Source organism: Streptomyces sp. NPDC057654, assembly GCF_042800135.1.
GTDB lineage: Bacteria > Actinomycetota > Actinomycetes > Streptomycetales > Streptomycetaceae > Streptomyces.
In genome coordinates this window covers 1-11,352 of sequence record NZ_JBHVHQ010000207.1, presented here as the reverse complement: position 1 = coordinate 11,352, position 11,352 = coordinate 1, and the positions used below count along the sequence as shown (strand labels likewise).

Here is an 11,352-nt window from a genome sequence, read left to right as displayed (position 1 = left end):
GGGGACCGGAGCGGCGAGGCCGACCCCGCCCGGTTGCTCCCGCCGCGCGCCCCCGTCGTCGTCCTGCACGGCACGGCCGACCCGGACGTGCCCGTGGACGTCTCCCGCCGCTACGCCGCCGAGGCCGCGGCGGCGGGCGGCGACATCACGCTCCACGAGCTGCCCGGAACCGGCCACTACGCGCCCGTCACGCCCGGCACGGACGCCTTCGCGCTGCTCCTGACCGCCCTCGAAGGCGCTTCCGGACCGTCCGCCGGGACGCCGGATCGGACGCCGGATGGGACGCCGGGCGGCGGCGTGTAGTACTTGAGGCGGACCCGTACAGATCCCCACCAGCGGGGACGACGACGATCGCCTCCGCTGCTTACCGTGGTTGATGTGAACGACACCTATCAGCGGCCGAACGGCGCGACCAGTGAGATCGGGGCGGCGCGGGGCGTGTTCCACACGATCCGCGAGGACCTGGTCACGGACGCGTTCGCGTTCCGCCCGGCACCGCCGCTCGCCGATGACCATCCGCTGCTGCGGTTCGTGCCGCGAAAGTTCGTCGTCTACGCGCGCTGGCTCCCGCACGCCGTGTTCCTGGCAGCGGCCTTCCTGCTGACGTTCATGCCCTTCATGGCCTTCGAACCCGGGCTCTCGGGGCTGCTCGGCATGTTCGCGACCGGAGTGCCGCTCGCCGTCGTGCTCCTCCGGCCGGTCGGCGCGTGGTGGCTGGCGGTCGCCGCGGCCGTCCCCATGGCGATGTTGTCGGGCTTCCAGTCCTTCTGGCCGTGGACCCCGACCGGTGTCGTCTCCTACGGGGCGGTGATGCTGGTCGCCGCGTTCCGCCTCCGGCCGCGGGCGTCCGCCGAGATGTGGAGCATCACCGTCGCGCTCATCGTCGTGCTCGGGATACCGTTCCGCGGACACATCTGGACCCGGGACACCCTGGCCCTTCTGATCGTCTTCGGCGTCCTGCTCCTGATCATGCTGGGCCTGCGCGGCGTCCGCGAGTCCAAGCAGCAGGTCGCCGTGCAGGCCGCAGTCACCGAGGTGGAGCGGTCGCGCCGCACCGTGCTGGAGGAGCGGACCACCATCGCCCGCGAGCTGCACGACGTCGTCGCGCACCACATGTCGGTGGTCGCCATCCAGGCCGAGGCCGCGCCGTACCGGGTCGAGGAGACCCCGCCCGAGCTGGCCGCCGCGTTCGCCACGATCCGCGAGAACGCCGTAGCGGCCCTCACCGAGCTGCGCCGCGTGCTCGGCGTCGTACGGTCGGAGAACCCGGACGCGTTCGGCGAGGTCGACCCCGAGGCCCCGCAGCCGACGCTCGCCGCCCTCGGCTCGCTGGTCGACAATGTGCGGGCGGCGGGGCTGACGGTCGAGCACGTCACGACGGGCGTGGTGCGGACCATGCCGCAGGGCGTGGAGCTGTCCGCGTACCGCATCGTGCAGGAGGCGCTGAGCAACACGCTGCGGCACGCGCCGGGCGCCGAGGCGCGCGTCGAGGTGTCGTACGTGATGAGCGGGCTCGGGCTGCGTATCGTCAACGGCCCGGCGAACCGGCTGGCCAAGCCGTCGCCGGGCTCGGGGCACGGGATGCTCGGCATGCGGGAGCGGGTGACCATGCTCGGCGGCGAGATGACGGCCGGGGCGACGAAGGACGGCGGCTTCGAGGTCGTGGCGTTCATCCCCGTCGAGGCCGCGGAGGAATCGGAGTGAACGAAATGGGTGGGGGAAGCGGCTTGACCGGCGGGAACGAGGGAAACGACGGCGGAGGCGACCGCAGCGCGGACGGGATCATCCGGGTGCTCATCGTCGACGACCAGATGATGGTCCGCGAGGGGTTCTCCGTGCTGCTGAACGCCATGCCGGACATCCAGGTCATCGGCGAGGCCGTGGACGGCCGCGAGGCGGTGCGCCAGGTCGCGGCCCTCAAACCGGACATCGTGCTGATGGACATCCGGATGCCCGAGCTCAACGGCCTGGAGGCCACCCGCGAGATCGTCGCCGCCGACGCGGACGCCAAGGTGCTGGTGCTGACCACCTTCGACCTCGACGAGTACGTCTACCAGGCGCTGCGGGCCGGGGCCAGCGGCTTCCTGCTGAAGGACGCCTCGGCGCGGCAGCTCGCCGACGGCGTGCGGGTGGTGGCGGCCGGGGAGGCGCTGCTCGCGCCGACCGTCACGAAGCGCCTCATCCAGGAGTTCTCCCGCCTCGGCACCCCGCGCACCCCCACCCAGGACCGCGTCGCCGACCTCACCGAGCGCGAGACGGAGGTCCTGGTGCTGGTCGCCCAGGGGCGCTCCAACTCCGAGATCGCCGCGCGCCTCGTCGTCGCCGAGTCGACGGTGAAGACGCACGTCAGCCGCATCCTGGTGAAGCTGGGGCTCCGGGACCGGACGCAGGCGGCGGTCTTCGCGTACGAGGCGGGGCTGGTGACGCCGGGCGGCTGAGGCGGCGGCTGAGGCGGCAGCCGGGGCGCGGGACCGCGCACCCGTGCCCGTACGCCCGTAACGCTCGTACGCCCGCAACGCCTGTACGCCCCGCGCTCGTACGCCCGCGGGGGCCGGGGCTCACTCCAGGAGCTTCGCCACGATGCGGTCGAGCGCCTCGATGTCCTGGGCGGGCAGCCCCAGCAGGGCGTCCGGCGGCACGGTCAGGATCTCGACGGCGCGGGCCGCCGCCGCCCGGCCCTCCTCGGTGAGGCGGACCAGCTTGGACCGGCGGTCGTCGGGGTTGGCGATGCGCTCGGCGAGGCCGCGCCGCACGAGGTCGTCGACGATGACGGTGGTGTAGGGCGGATCGCTGCCCATCCGCTCGGCCAGTTCGCGCAGCGGGATCGGTCCGGCGCCGAGCCGGCGCAGGGCCCGGACGCGGCTGAAGCTCATGCCGAGGGCGTCGGCGACGGCCTTGCGGCGGTTGTGGCGCTCCATCAGGAGCGTGTTCATCCCCAGCCAGGCGCGGGCCGCCGCCCTGACGGTGGCATCGTCCCCGTCGCGGGGCCCGCCCTCGTGGGGCCCGTCGGCATCAAGACGCTCCATCAGGTCTTCACCGTCTCCTCTGCCCCCTTGATCTCCACGGCCTCCGCCGTCCCCGGAGTCTTCTCGGAAACGAGCCGCTCCGCCGCGCGCCGGGCCGTCCCCTGCGCCCAGCGGCCGGATGCGAGCGTACCTATGACCGCCACGGCGGCGCCGCAGCCCGCGATGATCCACCACGCCGTGCGGCCCGCGCCGGTGAGGGCCGCCGGGTCCGCGTACGCCTGCCCGGCCATGAGGGCGCCGATGACGGCCACGCCGAGGGACTGGCCGACCTGCCGGCTGGTGGAGGCCACCGCCGCCGCGACGCCCGCCTGCGCGCGGGGCATCCCCGAGACGGCGGTGTTGGTGATGGGCGCGTTGACCAGGCCGAAGCCGGTGCCGAAGAGCAGGTACGCGATGACCAGCACGGCCGTCGGCAGGTGGGCGGAGTAGGTGAGGGCCTGGAGTACGGCGCTCGCGCACAGCGCCGTCCCGGCGAGCAGCAGGGGCAGGCGCGGGCCGCGCGAGGCCACCATGCGGCCGGACAGCGGCGCCAGCAGCAGCGCCATGACCGCCATGGGGAGCATGAACAGCCCGGCGTGCAGCGGGTCGAGGCGCCGCACGTTCTGGAGGTACAGGGAGCTGACGAACAGGAAGCCGCCCAGCGCGGCGAACGCGGTGACCGCGTTCACGGTGGCGCCCGCGAACGGCGCGGAACGGAAGAACCGCAGGTCGATGAGGGGATCGGTGCGCCTCGGCTCGTATCGGAGCAGTCCGAGCAGCGCGCACAGGGCGGCGGCCGCGGAGCCGAGGACGAGGGGCGAGGTCCAGCCGCGCTCCGGCGATTCGATGATCGCGTAGGTGAGGGCGACGAGCAGGACGACGACGAGCGCCTGGCCGACCGGGTCCGCCCGGCGGGCCCGCGGCGCGCGCGACTCCGGTATGAACCTGCGGGCCAGGAACAGGGCGGCGATGCCGATCGGCACATTGATCCAGAAGATGGACCGCCAGCCGGCCGACTCGACCAGCGCTCCGCCCACGATCGGCCCGGCGGCCATGGAGAGGCCCACGACGCCGCCCCAGACGCCGATGGCGCGGGCGCGCTGCCGGGGTTCGGTGAAGGTGTTGCTGATGATCGACATGGCGACGGGGTTCAGCATCGACCCGCCGACCGCCTGGAGCATCCGCGCGGCGACGAGCCAGCCGAGGCTGGGGGCGAGGCTGCACAGCAGGGACCCGGCGGAGAAGACGACCAGACCGGTCTGGAAGACGCGGCGGCGGCCCACGCGGTCGGCGGTCGAGCCGGCGAGCATCAGCAGGCTGGCCAGGACGAGCGTGTAGCCGTCGACCGTCCATTGCAGGCCGGAGACGGAGGTGTGCAGGTCGCGCTGGAGGGTGGGGAGGGCGACGTTGAGGATGGTGTTGTCGAGGCTGACGATCAGCATGCTCATGCAGCAGATGGCGAGCACGAGCCATGGCCGCCGCGGGGCAGCGTCTTCCGGCATGACGGACTCCATTAGTTGTGTCGTTACTATAATTATAGTGACACAACTAAATTGGAGGCGCACCGTCGGAGGCCGGAGGGCGCGCCGTCGCTGATCAGAGCTCCGAGCCCGGGGGCGCGGGCTCAGAGCCCCGCGATGTCGTCCTTGGCGCGCAGCAGCGTCTCCCGTGTGATGACCACGATCCGTTCGTACGCGGCGCGGCTCGCGTCGGGGGGCAGGGCGGCGTCGAGCTCCGCCGTCATGTCCGTGCCGATGACGGCGAACCGGCCGTCGTTCAGCTCGAAGAGGTCCGGGCAGCTGGCATTGCCGAGGCTGCCGCGTTCGGCGGGGGACGCGCCCAGCCGCCGTGAGATCCAGGTAGTCATCGCACGTTCAACGACCGCCCCTCTAGGGCGTCACGGACGGCGGCGCGGCGGCGTCCGGCGAGGACGCGTCACCCACGGCCGGGGCCGAAGCCGAAGCCGGAGCCGATGCCGGTCCGGACTGGGCGTCGGCCTGGAGGATCGCCTCGTCCACGAGCGCGGCGAAGCGGGCCTCCTGCGATTCCGGGTCCATCTCCGCCCGTAACCCGCGGGCCGCTTCCCAATAGCCCCGGAAGATCTCGGTGGCGGTGATATACCGCAGATGCCCCAGGACTTCGCGGTCCGTCACCATGCCGAGCTGGTGCGCGAGCATGAAGTGGCAGTACATGAGATTGGCGTAGGTGTACTGGCGGTTCCGTTTCACCGAGAGCCCGGGAGCGTACTCCGGCCACGCCCTCGCCAGTTCCGGATTCTCGATGCTCATCTTGAGGAGATCCATATGCAGCCGGCGCAGATCGGCCTCCGCGCTGCGGTGCAATTCACCGGCCGAGCGGCGCATCTCCTCGCGCTGCAACTCCAATTCGGTGCGCTGGAGCTGCATTTCCTGACGCTGCAACGCCAACTCCTCGCGCTGGAGCGTCGTCTCGTCCCGCTGGAGCCGGAGCGTCTTCGCCATGTAGAAGAGCACCAGCACCGCGCTGGACGAGGCCGCGGCCCCGTACGCCTGGCCCGCGTTGCCGCTGCCGGTCGTACGCAGTCCCGGTACGAGCGTCATGGCGATGCTGAGCGCCGCGCACACCACGCCGGCCGCCAGCACCGACCCCAGAACCCTCAGCGCGCGGCGCGCTCCGCGGGAATCCAGTCGATCCACGAGATACCTCCGTGCCGAATTCCGGCCGTCCGAGGCGGAACCGCGCTGGTCGGCGACGCTGCCGAGCAGCCGGTCCGTTCGTCCGCCGGTAAAGGTCTCTCCCCGCGAGGGGGCGGGTGCGTGGGCCGTCCCCTGGATCGCTGGTGGCCTTCTGCCCGGTGCGCGCGCCGCGCAACCCCGCGCATTCGCGGCGAATTCCGCCGGGGCCAAGGAAGATCGAAGGAAAGGTCGAAGGAAAGATCGATGGAAAGGTCAGTGGGCAGATCAAGGGGAATTCACCACTCCCGAGGCGTGAGTTCGCCGGTTACGCTTTCGCAGCATGAGCGAAGCCCTCGCGTTCGACCCTTGGTCGCCGCGGTTCGCGGCCGATCCGTATCCCGGCTACGCCGAGCTGCGCGAGCGGGGGCGCGTCCACTGGTTCGCGCCCTCCCGGCAGTGGCTGGTGCCTCGCTACGACGACGTACGCGCCCTGCTGCGCGACCGGCGGCTGGGACGTACGTATCTGCACCGCTTCGGCCACGAGGAGTTCGGCCGCAGCGCGCCGCCCGACTGGCACGAGCCCTTCCACACGCTGAACGACAACGGGCTGCTCGACCGGGAGGCGCCCGACCACACGCGGCTGCGCCGCCTCGTCTCCAAGGCGTTCACGCCGCGCATGGTCGAGCGGCTCGCCCCGTACGTCCACCGGACGGCCGACGAACTGGTCGCGGCGCTGCTCGCCGACGGCGGCGGCGACCTGGTCGCCACCGTCGCCGAGCCGCTCCCGGTCGCCGTGATCGCCGAGATGCTGGGGGTGCCCGCCGCGGACCGCGGTCTGCTGCGGCCCTGGTCGGCCGCGATCTGCGGGATGTACGAGCTGAACCCGAGCGAGCACAGCGCCCGCGCGGCGGTACGGGCCTCGGTCGAGTTCTCGGCGTATCTGCGGGACCTCATCGCCGCCCGGCGCGCCGAGCCCGGCGAGGACCTGATCAGCGCGCTGATCGCGGCGTACGAGGAGGGGGACCGGCTCAGCGAGCAGGAGATGGTCTCCACCTGCGCCCTGCTCCTGAACGCCGGGCACGAGGCCACGGTCAACACGACGGGCAACGCCTGGCTGGCGCTCTTCCGCCACCCCGGGCAGCTCGCGGCGCTCCGCGCGGACCACGGGCTGCTGCCGGGCGCGGTGGAGGAGCTGATGCGCTTCGACACGCCGCTGCACCTGTTCGAGCGGTGGGTGCTCGACGACATCGAGGTCGGCGGCGTGCACCTGCCGCGCGGCAGCGAGGTCGCCCTCCTCCTCGGCTCCGCCAACCGCGACCCCGCGCGCTTCGACCGCCCGGACGCCCTCGACCTCACCCGCCCCGACATCCCGCACCTCAGCCTCGGCGCGGGCATCCACTACTGCCTCGGCGCACCGCTGGCCCGCCTCGAACTCGCCGCGGTCTTCGGCGCGCTGCTGCGCCGCGCACCCGGCCTGCGGCTCGTATCGGAGCCCGAGTGGAAACCGGGCTTCGTGATCCGCGGACTCAAGGAAATGCAGGTCGAGAGGGTGTGAGTGCGGCGCCTGACTCCGCTACAGGTCAGGCGCCGCACGTTCAAGGGTCGGACCGGCGTGCTGTCAGCCGACGTCCCGCCGTCGCAGCCCGTACAGTCCCGCCGCCGTGAACACCGCCGCCAGCGCGGTGAGCCACAGGAACGGGGCCGCGGAGCCGACCGGGCCCGGCAGTTTGGGCAGGTGGCCGAAGGGCGAGAGGTCCATGACCCACTGCGGGGCGTCGATCACCGGGCCGAGCCAGCCGACGGCGAGGGCCGCGCCGACCACGCCCCACGCGGCGGCGGCCAGCCGGGGGAGCGCGCCCGCGAGGAGCACGGTGACCCCCGTCAGGGCCCAGACCGCCGGGGCCTGGGCGAGGGCGGCGGCGAGTACGCGCGGGAGCTGGCCGCCGAGGTCGTGGGCCGTGGCCCCGTACGAGACGCCCATGGCGAGGCCGCCCGCCGCGAGGACGGCGACCGTGCCCGCGAAGGCGATGACGAGGTGGCCGGCCGCCCACCGCAGCCGGCCGACGGCGCAGGCCAGCAGCGGTTCGGCGCGCCCGCCGGTCTCCTCGCCGGTCAGCCGGAGGACGGAGCCGGTCGAGTAGAGGGCGGCGGTCAGGCCGAGCATGCCGGTGACGGTGGCGAGGAACGCGTCCGAGATGCCCGCTCTACCGTGGCTGCCGCCCAGCCGCTCGAAGATGTCCAGGGTTTGCTGGTTGTCGCCGACGATGTCGGCCGCGCCGTGCGCGACCGCCCCGAAGACGGCCCCGGCGAAGAGGAGCGCGGCCGCCCAGCCCAGCAGCGTGCCGCGCTGGAGCCGCCAGGCCAGGCTGTACGGGCCCCGGAGCGCGCCGCCCGCGGTGGCCGGGCCGGGCCGGGTGGCGAGGAGTCCGGCGCCGAGGTCGCGGCGGGCGGTGAGGGCGTACGCGCCGAGGACGGTCACGGCGGTCAGGGCGAGCGGCAGGAGCAGCACCCACCAGCGGTCCCCGGCGTACGGGCGGACCTGCTCGGGCCAGCCCAGCGGCGAGAGCCACACCAGCGGCGAACGGCCCTGCGCGGCGGACGCGTCGCCCGCCGCCCGTACCGTGAAGGCGACGCCGATCACCGCCGCCGTGAGGCCCTTCGCGAGCCGCGCGCTCTCCGTGAGCTGCGCGGCGACGGCGGCGACGCCCGCGAAGACCATGCCGGTGGCGCCGACGGCGAGGCCGAGGGCGAGCGCGCCGGACGCGCCCTGGCCGGTGGCCGCAAGGCCGGCGGCGATCAGGGCGGCGATGAGCGCGTTGGCGGCGAAGGCCGTGGTCAGGGCGGCGGTCAGCGGCGCGCGGCGGCCGACCCCGGCCGAGGACAGCAGCTCCTGGCGGCCGGTCTCCTCCTCCTCGCGGGTGTGGCGGACCACGATGAGCAGGCTCATGACGCCGGTCAGGGCCGCCCCGAAGCTCATCATCCGCCACGCGGTGAGCGCGCCGACGGAGTCGCCGAGCACCGGCCCGTACAGCGCGCGCAGGGAGTTGTTCGCGGACATGGAGTGGGCGAAGTCGGCGCGTTCGGCGGCGGTTCCGTAGAGCTTCTTGAGGGACAGCGACGTCGAGACGTAGGCGATGGACAGCGCGTAGACCCAGACCGGCAGCATGATCTTGTCGCGGCGCAGCGCGAGGCGGGTGAGGGGCCCGGTGCCGGTGAGGTGCGAGCTGCGCGGCCTGGCGCCGGTGAGGTGTGAGCTCTTGCGCCCGGGGCCCGCGGGGTCCGCGAGGGCGGTCATCGGGCCGCCGCCTCGGGGCATGACGCGGCCGGGGAGCCGGCGTCGTCGGCCTGGTAGTGGCGCAGGAACAGCTCTTCGAGGGTGGGCGGAGTGCTGGTCAGCGACCGCACGCCGGACTCGGTGAGCTGCCGCAGCACCGGGTCGAGCTTGTCGGTGTCGACCTGGAGGCGGACCCGTGTGCCCTGTACGGACAGGTCGTGGACGCCCGGCAGCCGGGACAGCCCGTTCGGCGGCGCGGCCAGCTCCGCGCTCACGCTCGTACGGGTCAGATGGCGCAGGTCGGCGAGGGAGCCGCTCTCCACGGTGCGCCCGGCGCGGATGATGCTGACGCGGTCGCAGAGCGCCTCGACCTCGCTGAGCACATGGCTGGAGAGGAGCACCGTCCGGCCGCGCTCGCGGGCCTCGGCGACGCACTCCTGGAAGACCTCCTCCATGAGCGGGTCGAGGCCGGAGGTGGGCTCGTCCAGGATCAGCAGGTCGACGTCGGAGGCGAAGGCGGCGACGAGGGCGACCTTCTGGCGGTTGCCCTTGGAGTAGGTCCGGCCCTTCTTGGCGGGGTCGAGCTCGAAGCGTTCCAGCAGCTCGGCGCGGCGGGCCGCGTCGAGTCCGCCGCGCAGCCGCCCGTACAGGTCGATGACCTCGCCGCCGGAGAGGTTGCGCCACAGGATGACGTCGCCGGGTACGTACGCGAGCCGCCGGTGCAGTTCGACCGCGTCGTGCCAGGGGTCCCGGCCGAGTAGCTGGGCGGCGCCCCGGTCGGCGCGGAGCAGGCCGAGGAGGACCCGGATGGTGGTGGATTTCCCGGCTCCGTTGGGGCCGAGGAAGCCGTGTACCTCGCCGGTTTCGACGGAGAGGTCGAGGCCGTCGAGCGCGTGCGTCCGGCCGAACGACTTGTGGAGGCCGGACACGGTGATTGCCGTCGTCATGTTTCTGAAACTAAGGTAGTTTCAGAAATTTGTGAAGTTAAGGAAGCGTATAAAGTTGGGGTGACGGCCTGGCCAGGGGAGATGATGCGGACGTGAGCGAGCAGCGCGGTGTGGAAGCGGATCAGCGGACGGGCGCGGATCGGCAGACGGGCGCGGAGCAGGAGACGGACCCGGGTCGGGAGGCGGACCCGGGTCAGGCGCGGGACTCCGGCCCGGAGCGGGGCCGGGACCCGGAGGGCGTCTCCCGTTTCGTGGAACGGTTCGCCGGCGAGCTGACCGAGTCCGGGATGCAGCGCATGGCCGCCCGCGTCTTCGTCGCGCTCCTCGCCTCCGACACGGCCGCGCTCACCTCCGCCGAACTCGCCGAGCAGTTGAAGATCAGCCCCGCCGCCGTCTCCGGCGCGGTCCGCTATCTCACCAGCGCCGGCATGATCAGCCGCGAGCGCGAACCGGGCTCCCGCCGCGACCGCTACCGCCTGCACGAAGAGCTCTGGTACGCGACCTTCGCCAGCCGCGACCAGCACATCATCCGCTGGGTCAAGCTGCTCGGCGAGGGTGCGCAGTCGCTGGGACCGGACACGCCGGCGGGGGAGCGGGTGACGGAGACGGTGGAGTTCTTCCAGTTCATGCACGACGAGCTGCTGGGCATGCTGGAGCGCTGGCGTGTGCACCGGGACGCGAAGTCCGGGCCGGGGGCGTAGGAGCGCGCGGGCGTAGGAGCGCGCGGGCTTACGGGCGTAAGGGCGCGCTCCCGCCGCCGCCCGGGGAGACCGGAGTGCCCGGAGTGCCCGGCGGGTCCTGCTGCCGGGGCAGCGTCAGCTGGAAGGCGTCCGGGAGGACGGTCCAGGTGCGGGTGCGTACGGGCCCGCCGACCACGGCGTCGGCGCGATAGCGGAAGTCCGGCCCGGAGACGGTGACGGCGCGGGCGCGCGCCCGTATCCCGTCGTCGGAGAGGGTGCGGTGCACCACGACGTCGGCCAGCCCGTCCGCCGCCGAGGCGGACACCGTCACCCGCTCCACCGGCCGGTCCAGGTCGGCCAGCAGCACGCCGTCGGCCTCGACCCGGAGCCGCTGGGCGATGGGCGGGGCAGGGCGGCGGCGGGCGGAGGCGGGGGCGGCGAGCAGGGTCAAGGCCGTACGGGCGGTGCGGGCGGCGGGGGTCCACCAGGGCTGATGCCGGGCGGGCTGGTGCCGGTCGTCGTGCCGGCCGCCGGGCACGGGAGCGGCTCCAGGTCCGTCGTCGTCCGCCGCCGACGGGCCGTCTTCCGCCCCGTCCGTGCGGGAGTCGCCGGAGGGGGCGGCTTCGGGCACGTACGGCAGGTGGGGCGGGGCGCCGTCGTCGGCGGGGGAGGCGTCCTCCGCCTCGTACGGGCCGAAGGCGCCGCCCCAGCCGCCGCCGGAGGGGATGCGCAGCCCGCCGAGGACGACGCCGCCGCTGTCGTCGACGAGGAGGTCGAGCCGCCGCTCCGTGC

10 protein-coding genes and 2 pseudogenes are annotated in these 11,352 nt (G+C 73.4%); 5 read left to right on the top strand and 7 right to left on the bottom strand.

Features of this window, described 5'->3' with window-relative positions:
* The 3 genes and pseudogenes from ACFU99_RS17785 to ACFU99_RS17775 form a co-directional block, all read left to right on the top strand.
* Positions 1-303 (top strand): annotated as a pseudogene (locus ACFU99_RS17785) (alpha/beta hydrolase); the annotation flags it as partial.
* A gap of 75 nt (positions 304-378) precedes the next feature.
* Positions 379-1,704, top strand: coding sequence for a sensor histidine kinase (locus ACFU99_RS17780; RefSeq protein ID WP_384392554.1), 1,326 nt, complete (start codon positions 379-381; stop codon positions 1,702-1,704).
* 77 nt (positions 1,705-1,781) lie between these two features.
* Positions 1,782-2,438 (top strand): response regulator, encoded by a 657-nt coding sequence (locus tag ACFU99_RS17775; protein WP_384392557.1) that lies wholly within the window; start codon positions 1,782-1,784, stop codon positions 2,436-2,438.
* 120 nt (positions 2,439-2,558) lie between these two features.
* On the opposite strand, the gene ACFU99_RS17770 is transcribed toward ACFU99_RS17775, so the two are convergent.
* The 4 genes from ACFU99_RS17770 to ACFU99_RS17755 form a co-directional block, all read right to left on the bottom strand.
* Positions 2,559-3,026 carry a MarR family winged helix-turn-helix transcriptional regulator gene (locus tag ACFU99_RS17770; protein WP_384392551.1) on the bottom strand — a complete coding sequence of 156 codons (468 nt, stop codon included), beginning with the start codon at positions 3,024-3,026 and terminating at the stop codon, positions 2,559-2,561.
* Complete coding sequence (locus ACFU99_RS17765; RefSeq protein WP_384392548.1) at positions 3,026-4,507, bottom strand: MFS transporter; 1,482 nt, start codon at positions 4,505-4,507, stop codon at positions 3,026-3,028. Before ACFU99_RS17765 ends, ACFU99_RS17770 begins: the two co-directional genes overlap by 1 nt.
* A 122-nt stretch (positions 4,508-4,629) precedes the next feature.
* Complete coding sequence (locus tag ACFU99_RS17760) at positions 4,630-4,872, bottom strand: hypothetical protein (RefSeq protein WP_384392545.1); 243 nt, start codon at positions 4,870-4,872, stop codon at positions 4,630-4,632.
* A gap of 22 nt (positions 4,873-4,894) precedes the next feature.
* Complete coding sequence (locus tag ACFU99_RS17755; RefSeq protein ID WP_384392542.1) at positions 4,895-5,680, bottom strand: DUF6082 family protein; 786 nt, start codon at positions 5,678-5,680, stop codon at positions 4,895-4,897.
* 319 nt (positions 5,681-5,999) lie between these two features.
* Between ACFU99_RS17755 and ACFU99_RS17750 the strand changes: the two genes are divergently transcribed.
* On the top strand, positions 6,000-7,214 hold the full coding sequence (locus tag ACFU99_RS17750) for a cytochrome P450 (RefSeq protein WP_384392540.1): 1,215 nt from the start codon (positions 6,000-6,002) through the stop codon (positions 7,212-7,214).
* Positions 7,215-7,277: 63 nt separating this feature from the next.
* Here ACFU99_RS17750 and ACFU99_RS17745 read toward each other — a convergent pair whose 3' ends face one another.
* A complete protein-coding gene (locus tag ACFU99_RS17745) occupies positions 7,278-8,954 on the bottom strand; it encodes an ABC transporter permease (protein ID WP_384392537.1) in 1,677 nt (558 codons plus the stop codon).
* The gene (locus tag ACFU99_RS17740) at positions 8,951-9,880 is read right to left on the bottom strand and encodes an ATP-binding cassette domain-containing protein (protein ID WP_384392535.1); all 930 of its coding nucleotides are present in this window, start codon (positions 9,878-9,880) and stop codon (positions 8,951-8,953) included. Before ACFU99_RS17740 ends, ACFU99_RS17745 begins: the two co-directional genes overlap by 4 nt.
* Before the next feature lie 92 nt (positions 9,881-9,972).
* Here ACFU99_RS17740 and ACFU99_RS17735 point away from each other — a divergent pair, with 92 nt between their 5' ends.
* Positions 9,973-10,581: a GbsR/MarR family transcriptional regulator gene (locus ACFU99_RS17735; RefSeq protein ID WP_384392532.1), complete on the top strand. Its 609-nt coding sequence runs from the start codon at positions 9,973-9,975 to the stop codon at positions 10,579-10,581.
* A 28-nt stretch (positions 10,582-10,609) separates the two neighbouring features.
* Here ACFU99_RS17735 and ACFU99_RS17730 read toward each other — a convergent pair.
* A pseudogene (locus ACFU99_RS17730) lies at positions 10,610-11,352 on the bottom strand (hypothetical protein); the annotation flags it as partial.

Excerpts from the sequence above, each read along its gene's own strand:
- ACFU99_RS17770 (WP_384392551.1), bottom strand. The coding sequence starts at position 3,026 with ATGGAGCGTCTTGATGCCGACGGGCCCCACGAGGGCGGGCCCCGCGAC.
- ACFU99_RS17765 (WP_384392548.1), bottom strand. The coding sequence starts at position 4,507 with ATGCCGGAAGACGCTGCCCCGCGGCGGCCATGGCTCGTGCTCGCCATC.
- ACFU99_RS17760 (WP_384392545.1), bottom strand. The coding sequence starts at position 4,872 with ATGACTACCTGGATCTCACGGCGGCTGGGCGCGTCCCCCGCCGAACGC.
- ACFU99_RS17750 (WP_384392540.1), top strand. The coding sequence starts at position 6,000 with ATGAGCGAAGCCCTCGCGTTCGACCCTTGGTCGCCGCGGTTCGCGGCC.
- ACFU99_RS17745 (WP_384392537.1), bottom strand. The coding sequence starts at position 8,954 with ATGACCGCCCTCGCGGACCCCGCGGGCCCCGGGCGCAAGAGCTCACAC.
- ACFU99_RS17740 (WP_384392535.1), bottom strand. The coding sequence starts at position 9,880 with ATGACGACGGCAATCACCGTGTCCGGCCTCCACAAGTCGTTCGGCCGG.